A 14,762-nucleotide genomic window follows, 5' to 3' on the forward strand; every position below is an offset into this window, starting at 1 on the left:
GTCCTGGAGACTCACGCATGAATCTTTGTGTGAGTAGAGCCCGTCTCGGAGACCCGTGGGCGCGTCCTGTCCACCGACGCGCGTGGGCCATGCGGGAACCGTCCGCGTGCGCCTGACGGAGCACGGCTGTCGACGGCTCCGTGAAGCGTGGCGCGTATCAGCGCGTCCGGATGCTGGCCTTCGCCGGCAGCGTCGTGATGCGCAGCTCGCCGTCCCTCCACTGCGCGGGCTTACCGTTGATGCGCGTCTCGCCGGGTGCATCCTTGTAAGGCCACGGCAGCACCAGGCCGCCGGCCGGCAGTTTCAATCCGGCCTTCGCCTCCAGCACCACCTCGTCGCCCTGCTTGCGCAGCGTATAGCCGAGCACGCCATTGGGTGTGCGCAGGCCGTCGATAGCGATCCCCTGCCCATCCAGCCAACTCGCCGGCACACCGGCCGCCAGCACCAGACTGTCGTCGACTTCGCGCGTGTAGGCGAACATGTCCAGCGCCGAGCGGACGAAGTCCGAGGCCACCCACGCATGCGGCAGGTCGCCGACGAAGAACGGCTTGCGCGGCGTGCGCGACACCACTTCCGCCCACTGGTTCCAGGCCTGCGGCGCGCGATCCTTGAAGAAAAAGTCCAGCACGTCCCAGGCACGCTCGCGCCACCCCAGCCGCACGAACGCGGCCACGTTGCGCCACTCGTAGGGCGTGTAGTCCTTCCACTCGCGCTGGCCGTCGCGGCGTTGCACGAACTCGGTCCAGTAGCGCTCGAACGTGCCGTTCAACAGGTCCGCCGGCAGCTTGCCCTGCTCACCGCCCGGTGCCAGCGCGATGGTCGTCGAGGTCGGATCGAAATCGCCGATCTCCGCCGCGCCCGGCAGGTAGGTAATGTTGTGCAACCTGGTCGCCGCGTCGAGCGAGGCGTACAGATCATCGCGGAACTGGTCGCGCGAGGCGGCCATGCGCTTCGACGCAGCGGTTTCGCCCAGCGCATCGGCGACCTCCACCGCATCCTTGTAGCCGCGCAGCGCCCAGAAGTTGTCCCAGTACGAATGCATCGGCTTGGCCGAATAGCCTTCGTGGCTGATCGACGCCGGCATCATGCCGTAGAACGCCGCGTTGACCGCGCGGTTGGCCTCGGTGCGTTCGCTCAGGCGCAGCTCTTCCATGTAGGCGAACGCACCCTGCACGTGCGGCCACATCCTGCGCAGGAACGCCTTGTCGCCGGTGTAGCGGTAGTACTCGGCCACGTTGAAGATCAGCTCGCCGTGGCTGTCGTTCTCCGGCACCGGGTCGCTGCCGCGGTCGTCGACGCAGCACGGTACCTTGCCGTTCTTGAACTGGTACGGCGCGTACCACTCGACGTATTCCTTCACCACTTCCGGGCGACCCAGCCGCAGCAGGCCTTCGGAAATCATCGCGCCGTCGCGGATCCAGCTGCGCGAGTACGAGCGCGTGCCCGGCTGCAGGCGCGGGCCGATGCGCGAGATCAGCATGTGCGCCAGCGCGGTGCGCAGCGTATCGGCCACGGGCTGGCCTTCGGCAGGCACCTGCAGCTTCATTTCGCCGAGCTTGCTGCGCCAGAGAGCCGCAGTCGCGTCCTGGTCGCGTGCCGCGTCGATGCGTGCCGGCAGCGCGCCTTCGAGCGGCGCGACCCAGTCGATGTCGCGGCTTTCGCCGGCGGCCAGCGTGATCCGGTACAGCACGGCCCCGGAGGCGAGCCCGCCCGCTTCACCGGCCACCTGCGCATCGGTGCTACCCGACACCGCGTCGATCGACGCCAGTCGTTCGCGCACCAGTCCTTCATCGAAGCGTGATGCCAGTGCCGCGTCGGGCCTGGCGAAGCGCAGGCTGGCGCGTCCGTTCACGCTGACCACGCCATCGCGCACGGCGAGATCGGTGATCGGGCTGAAGCCACCGGTGGTGTTCAGGAACTGGCTGGGCGGATTGACCTGCCACGGCTGCACGGCCAGTGCCAGCACGTACTCGCGCGATGTCTTGCCGGTGTTGGTCAGGCGATGACGCGCGACCACGCGCGAATCGCCAGGCTTGCCCGCGGCGAACGCGGTCGTGGCCAGCGCGAAATCCGCATGCGTCCACGCAACGGTCGGGATGGGCAGGTAACCGTCCTGCAGCGACTGCGTCGCCTGTACGTCCGACCAGCCGATCCAGCGCCCGTCGACCTGCACGAAGGGCTCGACGCTGACGCCGCCCTTGGCGATCTCGATGGCGCCGTCTTCGCCGATCAGGCCCTGCTCGCGGCCACCGTCGAGGCCGACGATGGTCCAGTACGGCTGCTCATCGCTGAAGCCGCGCGGGAACCAGCCCTTCGGCGATTCCGCCGCCATCGCCTTGATCAGATCGTTGGGATGCGCGGCGAACGCGAGCGGCTTCACTTCGAGTTCTGACAGTGCGAACGAACGCCCCGGTCCGTCGCCGACGGTCAGCCGCACGTAGCGCGCTTCCGACTCCGGCAGCGCGAGGTAATCGTTGCCGCCATTGCCATCGACCACCGTGCGCGCATCGCGCCAGCGTACGCCGTCGTCGGAGAACTGCACCAGATAGTCCGATGCATGCTGGTCCGGCTTCCAGCGCAGCACCAGCCCGCCGAACTCGCGCACCTTGCCCAGATCCAGGTTCAGCTGCGGATCCTTGTCGTCGTGCAGGTCGGCCGACCAGGCCGTGTCCGGCTTGCCGTCCACCGCCAGCGCCGCGGCGCCGGCCGGGAACGCGACCGAGGCACTGGCCTTGCCGGTCAGCGGCGCGCCGTCATCGACCGGCAGCGGCTGGAACGTCAGCTGGTCGAAGCAGACCGAGCCCTTGCCGCCGACGTTGTTGTAGACGGTGAATTCGAGCTTGACGCTCTTGCGCAGCACGCGGTCCGGATCGGGGCCCCAGGCCTTGTCGATGTGGCGCTGCTTGTAGCGCACCGGCGTCCACGCGGCCGGGTACTCGTACTTCGGCCGGTTGACCCACCATACGTTGTCGCCGCTGGCATCAATGACCTTGAACTGCAGGTCGTTGCGCGGCGAATCGCCACGCAGCTGGAAGCCGAACTGGTAGTTCTGCGGATAGTCGATCGCCAGGTCGCGCTGGATGCCGGCATGGCCGGACACGCCGTTGAAATCGTAGTCCAGGCACATCGCCTTGCCGTCCACGCCATCGACCTGGCGCAGCGCACCGCTGACCTGGTTGGAGGTCACCACGCGCCAGGTGGAGGCGTCGTCGAACGCGTCCAGCACGCGCACCGGTTCGGCGGCGGCGACATGCAGGGCCGCGCCTGGCAGCAGCATCAGCCCGAGCGCGATGCGGGGGAAAGGCAACCTCATGTTTTCGTCTCCGGCTAAGGGCCGCAGCGTGAAGGCGTCAGCCCTTCACGCTACCCAGCAACAGGCCCTGGATGTAGTAGCGCTGCAAGACCAGGAACAGCAGCAGCACCGGCAGGATGGTGACGACCGAGCCGGCCATCATCAGTTCGTAGTCCATCACGTGCTCGCGCGACAGGCCCGCCAGCGCGACCGGCAGGGTTTGCAGCGAATCGTCGCTCAACACGATCAGCGGCCACATGAAGTCGTTCCATGCGCCGAGGAAGCTGAAGATCGCCAGCGTCACCAGGATGGGCTTCAACCCCGGCAGCACGATCTGGAAGAAGATGCGCGCCTCGCTGGCGCCGTCGATGCGCGCGGCTTCCAGCAGTTCGTCCGGGATCGAACGCGCGTACTGGCGCACCAGGAAGATGCCGAAGATCGCCGCCATGCCGGGCACGATGGCGCCAGCGTAGGTGTTCACCAGACCCATCTGCTTCAGCAGCAGGAACAGCGGCATCATCGCCACCTGTGCGGGGATGACCAGCGCCGCCAGCAACGCGCGGAACGTGCCGTCGCGGCCCTTGAAGCGCAGCTTGGCGAACGCGTAGCCCGCCATCGTGTTGAACAGCAGCGACAGCAGCATGACGCTGGTCGAGACGATGAAGCTGTTCAGCAGGTAGCGGCCCATGCCCGCGCGCACGAACAGCTCGCGGTAGTTGTCCAGCGTCGGCGCGGACGGCAGCAGTGGCGGCGGGAAGTGCCCTGCCTCGCCGGTCTGCATGAAGGACACCGACAGCATCCACAGCAACGGACCGATGCTGACGACCGCCAGCGCGACCAGCAGCGCGTTGACGATGATGGCGGCGAAACGCTGGTTCATTCCACACCCCGCTTGCGCGCGAACCACAGCAAGCCACTGGTTACCGCCGTCATCAGCAGGAACAGCAGGAACGCCACCGCGGACGCGTTGCCGAGGTTCCACCATTTGAAGCCTTCTTCGTACATCAGGTACAGCACGCTCTTGGTGCTCTCCAGCGGGCCGCCCTGCGTCATCACGTAAGGTTCGGCAAACAGCTGGAAATAGCCGGCCATGGTCAGGATGCCGACCAGCAGCAGCACCGGGCCGAGCTGTGGCAGGGTGACGTGGCGGAACTGCGCCCAACGCGAGGCGCCGTCGATGCGCGCGGCTTCGTACAGGTCTTCCGGAATGCTCTGCAGGCCGGCCAGGAAGATGATCATGTTGTAGCCGAAGTTCTTCCACACGGCGAACAGGATGATCGTCGGCATCGCCCAGGTGGGATCGCCCAGCCAGTCGATCGGATCGATGCCGACCCACGACAGTCCCCAGTTCACCAGGCCGTACTTGGTGTGGAACAGGTAGCGCCAGATCACCGCGACCGCGACGACGGTGGTCACCACCGGCGCGAAGAACGCGGTACGGAAGAAGCCCTTGAAGCGGCCGAGCTTGGAATGCAGCAGCAAAGCTGCGCCCAGCGACAGCGCCACCGACAGCGGCACGCCGACCACGACGAAGTAGACGGTGTTGCCCAGCGACTTCCAGAACATCGGGTTCTGCAGCAGGCCGATGTAGTTGTCGACGCCGACGAAGCGCAGGTTGCCGATGTCGGCCAACGCGTAGATGTCGAAGTCGGTCAGGCTGAGCGCCAGCGCGGCCAGCACTGGCAGGCCGAAGAACACCACGATGACGGTCAGCGCGGGCGCGGCGAACAGCCAGCCGGCGAGCGTATGTGTCGACTTCATGGCGCGGCCCCGGGCTTGGCGGGGTGATCCAGCATCCAGCGACGTTTCTCCAGGATGCGGTCGGCGCGGCGGTCGAGTTCTTCGGCCGCCTGGTCGACACTCAACCGGCCGTTGGCGACCTGCTCGCCGACCAGCCGCATCTCGGTCGCGATGCGCTCCCACTCCGGTACCTTCGGCGTGGACACCGCGCGTTCCAGTTGCTCGCGGAACGCCTTGGCGTACGGATCATCCGCCAGCGCCGGTGTCAGCCACGGCGAGCGGCGCGGTGGCAGGTCGCCGGTCAGCGCATGGAACTCGGCCTGCACCGCAGGCGACGACAGCCACGCGATCAGCTGCCAGGCGGCGTCCTTGTTGGGCGAATCCTTGAACACCACGAAGCTGGTGCCGTTGGCCAGCGACGCACCGGGGCCGTTCGGACCCGGTAGCGGCATCGTCATCCAGTCCTTCTGCTGCGCGGCCGGCAAGCGCTCCTTGAACTTGGCGATGTTCCAGGGGCCGGAGATGTAGAACGAATAGAAGCCCTTGCCGAACTCATCCCAGACATTGGAGATCTGGTTGTTGGTGACGACCGGCGCCCACTGCTGGTCGAACATCTCCTTGTAGAACCCGAGCGACTGTCTGAAGCCCGCACTGCGGAAGTTGCCGTAGCGGCCGTCGTCGCGCAGCAGCGGCTCCGGCTGCTGGATGGCGAGGCTCAGCAGCGGCTCGAACTCGTTGAGCGGCAGCAGGATCGAATAGTTGCCCTGCCCTGCGACCTGCTTCACCTCGCGCATCGCGACGCGCCACTCGTCCCAGCTCGCCGGCAGCGCCTTCACGCCCGCCTTGGCGAGCATGTCGCGCCGGTAGAACGGCAGGCGCGTCTCGACATACCACGGCACCGCATACGCACGGCCATCGATCACGCCTGTATCCCAGACACCGGGAAAGAAATCCGGCTGGTCGAAATCCGGTGTCGCCGCAATCTCGTCGTCCAGCGGCTCGAGCGCGCCGAGTGCCGCGAATTCAGGAATCCAGGTGTTGCCGATCGGACTGACGTCCGGCAGCGATTCGCCGGCGAACGCGGTCAGCAGTTTCTCGTGGGCGGACAGCCACGGCACGATCTGCAGATCGACGTGGATCCCGGGGTGCTGGCGTTCGAATTCGGGCAACAGCTTGGCGACGATCTCGCCTTCATAACCCATCACCCAGAAACGCACGGTGGTGCGGTCATCCTGCGTACGCGCGCAACCGGCGATCACCAGCGCGAGCGACACCAGAAGCGCAAGAGAACAGCAGCGCATCAGGGCCCTCCTTCCACCGGAGAAGACCCTGATGCGTGCCGGAGAGACCCTTGCTGGCGCACGCCGTTCCATGCGGACAGCTTACTCGGGCTGCTGCGGTCGCGCCGCCTCGGGCTGTGACGCCTGGTTGGCGCGCGATTCCGCAGTGCCCAGCGCGCGCGCGGCGGCCGCATCCAGGTCCGGCGGCGCGATCGGCGCCGTGGCGCCACCCGCCGTCGCCTGCTGATCGGGCTTCGCGTCCAGCCAACCGCCCTGGAAGCCCGCCTTCTTTAGGCCATCGCGGATGTACGGATTCTTCTTCATCACGCTCCAGACGAAGTCGCTCCGGTAGTTCGCGATCATCGCCAGGATCGGGCCCTGGTCGATGCCGATGTAGTCGCTGGCCACCCAGCCCTTGCCGGGGACGATGCGTCCGGTCTTCAGCGGGATGTCGTAGTCGAAGCTGGGGTTGAACGAATCGAGGAAGCCGTAGCTCGAGTACAGGTAGTCGCCGTAGCGACGATGCATCTCCTCCGTCGCCGGGATGACGATCTCCGGCGCGAACGGCAGCGACGCGATGGCGGCGGTCGGTGCGATGGTGCCGTCGTCGAAATTCTCGCGGAAGCCGGCGCCGCGTGCGGAGTAGTGGCGGAACGGCCGCTGCTCACCGCGGTATTCCTGCAAGGTCTGCTGCGGACCGTCGGAAGCGGTCAGGCCCCAGACGTTCTCGCCGTAATCCTTCCACTTCATCGGATTCTCGGTCGCGTAGGCGCGCTGCGCATACGTGGCACGACGGCTGTTCTCGAAGTAGTCCATGCCGCGTTCGCGCATGTACGCATCCTGGATGCCACGGAAGTCGATCCAGACGTGGCTGTACTGGTGGCCGAAATGCGGCGCGAACGTCAGGTATTCCTGGCCCTGGAACACGCCCCACAATTCGCTGTAGCTGCGCGTCCAGACTTCCCACGCGTCCTGGCCCACCGGGTGCGTCGGCGAGGCCATCGCCAGGATGTACACCATCATGGCTTCGTTGTAGCCCTTCCAGTCGTGCGGGATGGTGCCGCTCTCCGGGAACCAGCCCATCGAGATCAACGGCTTGTTCTGCTGCAGGAAGGTCCAGTCCACGCGCTTGTAGATGGTGTCGGCGATCCAGCGGATCTCCCTTTCGCGCGGGTCGTCGCGGTCGTAGTAGGACTGCGCGAACAGCACGCCCATCAGCAGCAGCGAGGTGTCGACGCTGGACAGTTCCACCCAGGAATTGAAGCGCTGCCCGGTGTTCATGTCCAGAAAGTGGTAGTAGAAGCCCTTGTGGCCGCCCTTGCCATCCTTCTGCGGGCCCTGCGGCACGTCGCGCAGGAACTTCAGCGTCGTCAGCGTGCGGTCGACCGCCTGCGTACGGCTGACCCAACCGTTCTCGATGCCGATGGGATACGCGGTCAGCGCATAACCGATGGATGCGATGCTGGCGAACGGACGCGACGGATAGCGATCCGGCGTCATGCCGTTCACTTCATTGGTGGTGTCCCAGAAGAACTGGAACGTGCGGCGTTCGATGTCGCGGAACAGCGGCGGCAATTCCGGCTTCGCCGGTGGCTCCGGTTTGGCGGCGACGGCGGGCGTCGCGGGCTTGGCGGCAACAGGTGCCGCTTTCTCTTCCGGCGCCTTCTGGCAACCGGCGATCAACAGAGTCAGCGCAACGCCGATGAACCAGGACGCGCGCGGGGCTGGGGTGATCTTGTTCAAAACGTTTTTCCCGTTGTAACCGATTACAGAGGGGCTTCAAATAAATCCGCTACTAGAGCGGAGATAGAAGTGCCCGGCCATCAGTACGATGGCCGGGCGATTCGTTGGGACTTACCAGCTCAGACCAAACGACAGCTTGAAGGTACGTGTCGGGAGGAACTGACTATTGGGCGTACCGAAGTTCGCGTTGGGGCTACCCGGACCACCGAACCAATCGTCGTAGCCGGCGTAGTTCACCCAGTTGAACACGTTCAAGACGTCTGCACGGACCCGCAGCTTGATGTCGGAACCCGTGTCCCACTCCTTGCTCGCCGCCAGGTCGAACTGTTTGAAGCCCAGCGTTCCATCCGGCTCGTACTGATCGAAGAAGCAGTTGTTGAAGTCCGGCGCATCCAGGCAGTTGGTCGCATAGCGAGGGGCCTGGCTTGCCAAGATCAGCTTGCCGCTGAGCGTGATGCCCCACGGTGCGTCGTAGATGCCCGACGCCACCAAGCGATGGTCGGCGACACCGCCGGCCTTCTTCCACCCATAGTCGGCGATGGTGGGTTTATCGAGCGAGAACACCTCGCCTGACTGCCGGTTCTCCTCCGCATCGGTATACGTATAAGCGAAGGTCACCCCCCAGCCGGAGGACGCGGTGTAGGGCTTCTCGACTTTCAGCAACAGCGAGTTGGCACGCGTTTCAATTCCGTTGGTACCAAGGATCAGATTGCCGAAGCCCGGGAAACCCTGACCCCAGGGCTTCGGATCCCACGTGCTTCCCGGCGGGAAGAAGCTTCCGTCCGGGCGGCGATTGCCGAGCAGGAAGGCAAAACCATCCTTGCTGACGACGCGCGACAGCGTCACGTCGGTATGCCAGCTGCCGAGCGCATTTCGCATGCCGATGCTGAACTGGTCGGAGTAAGGCGTCCGGACTTCGTCGTTCAGCATGAACACCTCACGACCCGTGCCCGAGGTCGATGCCAGCGTCGCCAGCACTGCAGGATCGAAGTAGGCAGGGTTCCAGGCGAGGCAGTTGCCTACGCCCGGCGTCGTGCACGAGGGAGCGAACGCAAAGTCGACGGTCGTGTAGCTGGCCTTGGTGACTTCAAGCTGCAGCCAGTCGAAAAGGTTCCGGTCGTAGGAGCGGCCGGCACCACCGTAGATCACGTGGCGCTGGTCGGCGTTCAAGTCGTAGGAGAAGCCCAGACGGGGCGCCCAGTTGTTCTTGTCTGCCTTCCGGTCGCTGCCGTTGCTGATGTACTCCTCGACATTCACACCGGAGTTCGGATTGTTGATCGCGGTGGACGAACGCAGCGACGCGGCGACATCCGCAGGGGTGACATAGTCGAGATAGGTCGGGCTCTCTTCGTAGTCCCAACGAACGCCGAAGTTGAGGATCAGCTTGTCGTTGACTTCCCAGTCGTCCTGCAGATAGATGCCGAACTGGTTGTTGCGGGACTTCGCGCTACCATCGCCGACACCGGCCACCGGGCTGCCGAAGACCACATGGATCGGCTGAGTCAGGCTGCCATTGATGTCGTAGTAGAACGCCGGGTTGTAGGGTGACTGTTCCTGGGCGCTCACCTCCACGCGCTTGTACTTCACACCCATCTTCAGCGTGTGGCCCGTCCAACCGGTGAAGGTCAGGTCATTCTGGAAGCCGTAACCTTCCTGGCCCTTGTTCTGGTAGTCGGGACCGGCTCCCGTGCGGATGATCGAGTCGCGCCAGTTCACGCCGTCCGACGGATCCGTATCGGTAATGTCGCTCAGGATGTAACCCAGTCCGGACGTGCGCGGACGCGGACCCCAACTAGTGTCCTCGTATGTCAGATGCGCATCGTTGAGCCAGTTTCCCGAAGTGAGCTGGTACCTCAGGTCCACGCGAGTTTCGTCGTTTACCTTGTCGGTCGCATAGCTCGGGAGGTTCTGATCGCCCAAACTGGTGACTTCGGCCTCTTCGCGGTACTTCGCGGTCAGTTCGAAATAGTGGTTCTCACCAAACAGCCAATCGATCTTGCCGAAGTACAGATCCTCCTTGAACGGCGCGCTGAACAGGCCCGAACCGATCTGCTCCTGGATTGCCGCTGGCAACTCGTCGTACGTGTAGCCACGGCCGGGGATGATCGTCCTTGGCGAGGAAATTTCCTTGGCTTCGTACGCGACGAAGAAGTGCGCCGTGTCGCGGATGATGGGGCCGCCGAACGAGACACCGTACTGTTCGTCCTTGGATTCAGCCTTGCTACCAGAGCGCTCTTCGAACTCTGTCGCCTTGCGCCAGTCGGTCGATGTGCGGTCCCAGAAGAAGTTGCCTTCAAACTCATTGGTGCCGGAACGCGTCGTCGCCACGATGGCCGCGCTGCTGACCTGATCGAATTCGGCCTTGTAGTTCTGGGTAATGACTTTGTATTCGCCGATAGCCGACTGCGGGAACGGATTGCCGCGAGTCGAATCCTGGCCACTGACGCCACCCTGCAGCACGTAGTTCTTCTGACCGACGCCATCGATGTAGACATTGATGCCGTTCGCGCTTTGCGCGCCGGCCCTCAGCTTCGTAGAACCATCGGTACCCGTCTGGAACTGCACACCAGGCGCGAGCTCGGCGAATGCCAGGAAATTGCGATTGCCTTGGGGCAACGCATCGATCTGCTTTTGCGTGACATAGGTGGCGAGTTCGGACGTCTTGGTCTCGACAAGCAACGGTGCGGTCACGCGCACAGTGTCGAGCGTGGTCGCATCGCCGGTGGGCGCGGACACGGGCGGCGCATCCTGCAGGTTGAGCGTGGCCGTCTGACCCACCGCCAGCGTCACCGCACGGCTGCTGGTCTGTCCGCCGGAATTCACTTCGATCCGGTACGTACCCGGCGGCAGACCACCGATGTTGTAGTTGCCGTTCGCTGCCTTGGTGGTGCGGGTCAGGCCGGTGTCCACGTTGGTGACGGTCACGGTGGAATCCGCCGTCACCACGCCTCGCAGCGTGGCGGACGTCGACTGCGCCATCACGTGCGGCGCGGCCATGGCCAGGCAACTGGCCAGAGCGCATGACAGTAATTTGCGATTGGGGCGGAACATGGTGCGGTTGCGCTGTTTCATTGGCTCTCCCTCCAAAGATAGAAATACTGCTTGTCGGCTTGGTGCCGCTTGTAATCGATTACATCTCCGCCCAAAAAAAAGCGGTCACGCCTTTGCCTGTTTTTCGGTGTGGCGACCCTCTCCCACACTTGAAGCCCTGACGATCAATTCGGGAACCAGCATCGCCGACGGCGCCACGCGCGCTCCATCGGAGTCGATCGCGTCCAGCAGCCGGCCCATCGCCTGCCCACCGAGCTCGGCAATACTGACCCGCATCGTGGTCAAGGTCGGGTGAACGAAGCGCGCGAGCGGGATGTCATCGAAGCCGGCCAGCGCGACGTCCTGCGGAACGCGCACACCGGCTTCGTTGAAGGCGTAGAGGCAGCCCAATGCCGTCATGTCATTGGCGGCAAAGACGGCCTGCGGCTTGTCCGACGACTGCGCGATGCGCTTGCCTGCCTCGTAACCGGAGGATTCGCTGAAGTCGCCGGCAAACTCCTGCGGCGGCGTGCCTGGCACCAGGCGCGCCATCGCATCGCGGTAACCGCGCAGGCGCTCGCGTGCATCGAAGTTGCCCTCGGGTCCGCCAATGAAGGCGATGCGGCGATGCCCTGCCTGGACGAGGTGCTCGACCATCGCCACGGCCGCGCCGTAGTTATCGATGGTCAATGCCGGGTAAGACGCATCCTGCACATCGGTATTGATCAAGACGACCGGTAGCGACGACGGCAGGTTGTCGACGAGGAAGCCGGGGCGATCGGTATACGGCGACAGCACCAGCAGGCCATCGACGCGGCCGCGCATCGCGCGCAGGGCTTCGCCCTGTTCTTCCGGATGGCCGTGGTAGCTGGACACCAGCAGGTGCTGGCGCCGTGCACGCGCGATCTGGTCGATGCCGCGGATCAGTTCGGAGAAGAACTCACCGTACAGGTCGGGCAGCACCACGCCGATGGTCTGGGTGCGCCGGCTGCTCAGGCTGCGCGCGGCGGCGTGCGGCTGGTAGCGGAGGCGATCCGCCGTGGCCAGGACCTGCTGACGGACGGATTCGGCGACGTTCTCGTGACCGTTCAAGGCACGCGACACGGTGGCGACGGAAACCCGTGCCTCACGTGCGACATCCTTGATGGTGACCGAGGTTCGCGCCATTCCCCGCCCCTCCGCGGTGATGACTGCCTTAAGTGGCGCGGACTGTAACCGTTTTCACGGAAACGTGTAAAGCCCGCGTTATTCCACTCCGAAAACACCTGAAAATCATGCACTTGCACAGATCGCGAGTATCTGCGGATATTTTGCATCGCAGCATATTCACACCTACTGCAACGCCGCACATTTACTTGGCCACGACCTCGAAGGCGACGTCGCGGGTCCGGTCGGAGCTGCCACCCGTGAACACCGTGAATGTGCCCGGCTCCACCACCTGCTGCATACGGTCGTTGTACATGGCCAGATCCTCGAAGCCGAGATCGAACGTCACCACCCGCGATTCGCCCGGCTTCAATGCCACGCGCTGGAAGCCGCGCAGTTGTTTCACCGGGCGGGTGATGCTGGCGACGTCGTCGCGGACATACAGCTGCACCACCTCGACGCCCTCCCGCTTGCCGGTGTTGGTGACACGCACGCTGACCCGCTGCTGCAACGCCCCGAGTGCCAGCGTCGGCGATGCGATGGTCGGCGCGTCGTAGCGGAACGTCGTGTAGCTGAGTCCATGGCCGAACGCGTACAGCGGCGTCCACGGCGCATCGAGGTACTTGCTGGTGTACTTCTCTTCCACGCTCGGCGGACGGCCGGTGTTCTTGTGCGCGTAGTAGATCGGCACCTGGCCGACGTTGTGCGGGAACGTCACCGGCAGCTTGGCCGAGGGATTCACCTCGCCGAACAGGACGTCGGTGATCGCATGACCGCCCTCGACGCCCGGGAACCAGGCTTCGAGGATCGCCGGCACCTTGCCCTTCAAGCCGCCGATCGACAGCGGGCGTCCGTTCAACAGCACGGCCACGACCGGCTTGCCGGTGGCCGCCACCGCCAGCGCGAGTTGCTCCTGCACGCCCGGCAGGTCGAGCGAGGTGCGGTTGTTCGCTTCCGCACTCATGTCCGGGTGTTCGCCGAGGAACATCACCACCGCATCGGCCTGCTTCGCCGCCGCGACGGCCTGGGCGAAGCCGGACGTGTCCTGGCTGTCGATGTCGGCGCCCTTGGCCACCACCAGCCGGGTGCGCTCGCCCAGCGCGGCTTTCAGTCCCTGGATCGGCGTGACCGCATCCTCTTCGCGACCGGCCACCGCCCAGTTGCCCAACATCGCGCGACGATGGTCGGCCAGTGGGCCGATGACGGCCAGCGTGCGGACCGACTTCGACAGCGGCAGTACGTCGTTGTCGTTCTCCAGCAGCACCAGCGACTTCTGCGCCATCCGGCGCGCGTCGGCACGATGCTCCGGCGTCAGCGTCATCGCACGCTCGTGGGCACCGTCGTCGGTGCAGGAGCGATAGGGATTTTCGAACAGGCCCAGCCGGTACTTCGCGTTGAGCACACGGCGCACAGACGCATCCACCTGCGCCATCGGCACCCGGCCCGCCTTCACTTCGGCCGGCAGGTCCTTCACGTAGATCTGGCTGACCATGTCGACGTCGACGCCCGCACGAAGACCGAGCGCCCCCGCCTGCTTGCGGTCGGCGGCAACGCCGTGCGGCATCAGTTCCATCACGCCGGTGTAATCGCTGACCAGCAGGCCGTCCCAGCCCCACTCCTTGCGAAGCAGGTCCTCGATCAGCGGCCGGTGCGCATGCATCGGGACGCCGCCCACCTCGTTGAAGGCCGCCATGATCGACTGCGCACCGGCGTCCACCGCAGCCTTGAACGGCGGCAGATAGACCTCGTGCAGGGTGCGTTCGGAGATGTCGGCCACGTCGTAGTCGCGGCCTCCTTCGGCCGCCCCGTACGCCACGAAATGCTTGGCCGTGGCCAGCACCGCATCCGGCTTGCGCAGGTCGTCGCCCTGGAAGCCGCGCACGCGCGCCGCCGCCAGTACCGACCCCAGATACGGATCCTCACCCGCGCCTTCCACCACGCGACCCCAGCGCGGGTCGCGTGCGATGTCGACCATCGGTGCGTAGGTCCAATGGATACCGTGCGCCGAGGCCTCGATCGCCGCGACACGGGCGGCATGCTGCACTTCGACCGGATCGAAGCTGGCCGACTCGCCCAGCGGCACCGGGAACACCGTGCGGTGACCGTGGATCACGTCGTAGCCGAACATCAGTGGGATGCCCAGCCGGGACTGCTCCACCGCGATCCGCTGCAGGCGGCAGGTCAGCACCGCCCCCTGGGTGCCCAGATAGGTACCGATCTCGCCCCTGCGGATCTGGTCCTCGTTGCCGGTCATGGCCGCCGGGCCGGTGTTGTTGCCCACGCCGGCCGGCTGGTTCAGCTGGCCCAGCTTCTCCTCCACCGTCATCTTCGCCATCAGGGCGTCGACGAAGGCCTTCTCGGCCGGGGTCGCGTAGACCGGCGGCTTGGCGGCGGCTGGCGCCGCCAGCAGGACAGCGATCATGCCGACCAGCAGTGGCCGCGACGAAAAAGTGGGGACTTCCCGGTTCATGTCGCCCTCCCGGCGTAACGAAAGGGGGCGAATGTAAACGTTTTCATCTGGCGCTGCATGC

Annotated in this window: 8 protein-coding genes; all 8 read right to left on the reverse strand. The window is 65.2% G+C overall.

All coding sequences use genetic code 11. The features are described from left to right. Positions 1–157: 157 nt before the first annotated feature. Positions 158–3,313 carry a discoidin domain-containing protein gene (locus ACSQ1W_RS10155; protein WP_436043246.1) on the reverse strand — a complete coding sequence of 1,052 codons (3,156 nt, stop codon included), beginning with the start codon at positions 3,311–3,313 and terminating at the stop codon, positions 158–160. A gap of 37 nt (positions 3,314–3,350) precedes the next feature. Further along, positions 3,351–4,172, reverse strand: coding sequence for a carbohydrate ABC transporter permease (locus tag ACSQ1W_RS10160; protein ID WP_436043247.1), 822 nt, complete (start codon positions 4,170–4,172; stop codon positions 3,351–3,353). Next, positions 4,169–5,053 carry a carbohydrate ABC transporter permease gene (locus ACSQ1W_RS10165; protein WP_436043249.1) on the reverse strand — a complete coding sequence of 295 codons (885 nt, stop codon included), beginning with the start codon at positions 5,051–5,053 and terminating at the stop codon, positions 4,169–4,171. The genes ACSQ1W_RS10160 and ACSQ1W_RS10165 overlap by 4 nt, the downstream gene beginning before the upstream one ends. Further along, entirely contained in the window at positions 5,050–6,333 is a 1,284-nt protein-coding gene (locus tag ACSQ1W_RS10170; RefSeq protein ID WP_436043251.1) for a sugar ABC transporter substrate-binding protein, read from the reverse strand. Before ACSQ1W_RS10170 ends, ACSQ1W_RS10165 begins: the two co-directional genes overlap by 4 nt. A gap of 81 nt (positions 6,334–6,414) precedes the next feature. Beyond that, positions 6,415–8,055: a glucoamylase family protein gene (locus ACSQ1W_RS10175; protein WP_436043252.1), complete on the reverse strand. Its 1,641-nt coding sequence runs from the start codon at positions 8,053–8,055 to the stop codon at positions 6,415–6,417. A gap of 111 nt (positions 8,056–8,166) precedes the next feature. Then, complete coding sequence (locus ACSQ1W_RS10180) at positions 8,167–11,127, reverse strand: TonB-dependent receptor domain-containing protein (RefSeq protein WP_436043254.1); 2,961 nt, start codon at positions 11,125–11,127, stop codon at positions 8,167–8,169. Between the two features lie 84 nt (positions 11,128–11,211). Beyond that, positions 11,212–12,252 carry a LacI family DNA-binding transcriptional regulator gene (locus ACSQ1W_RS10185; protein WP_436043256.1) on the reverse strand — a complete coding sequence of 347 codons (1,041 nt, stop codon included), beginning with the start codon at positions 12,250–12,252 and terminating at the stop codon, positions 11,212–11,214. A gap of 184 nt (positions 12,253–12,436) precedes the next feature. Further along, on the reverse strand, positions 12,437–14,701 hold the full coding sequence (gene bglX, locus ACSQ1W_RS10190) for a beta-glucosidase BglX (RefSeq protein WP_436043258.1): 2,265 nt from the start codon (positions 14,699–14,701) through the stop codon (positions 12,437–12,439). Between the last annotated feature and the right edge of the window lie 61 nt (positions 14,702–14,762).

Origin of the sequence: Pseudoxanthomonas sp. LjRoot143, from assembly GCF_964252945.1 — a bacterium.
Classification (GTDB): Bacteria; Pseudomonadota; Gammaproteobacteria; order Xanthomonadales; family Xanthomonadaceae; genus Pseudoxanthomonas_A.

What these genes read in the sequence shown, in the direction of transcription:
- ACSQ1W_RS10160 (WP_436043247.1), bottom strand. Translation starts at nt 4,172, where the DNA reads ATGAACCAGCGTTTCGCCGCCATCATCGTCAACGCGCTGCTGGTCGCG.
- ACSQ1W_RS10155 (WP_436043246.1), bottom strand. Translation starts at nt 3,313, where the DNA reads ATGAGGTTGCCTTTCCCCCGCATCGCGCTCGGGCTGATGCTGCTGCCA.
- ACSQ1W_RS10185 (WP_436043256.1), bottom strand. Translation starts at nt 12,252, where the DNA reads ATGGCGCGAACCTCGGTCACCATCAAGGATGTCGCACGTGAGGCACGG.
- ACSQ1W_RS10170 (WP_436043251.1), bottom strand. Translation starts at nt 6,333, where the DNA reads ATGCGCTGCTGTTCTCTTGCGCTTCTGGTGTCGCTCGCGCTGGTGATC.
- ACSQ1W_RS10165 (WP_436043249.1), bottom strand. Translation starts at nt 5,053, where the DNA reads ATGAAGTCGACACATACGCTCGCCGGCTGGCTGTTCGCCGCGCCCGCG.
- bglX (WP_436043258.1), bottom strand. Translation starts at nt 14,701, where the DNA reads ATGAACCGGGAAGTCCCCACTTTTTCGTCGCGGCCACTGCTGGTCGGC.
- ACSQ1W_RS10180 (WP_436043254.1), bottom strand. Translation starts at nt 11,127, where the DNA reads ATGAAACAGCGCAACCGCACCATGTTCCGCCCCAATCGCAAATTACTG.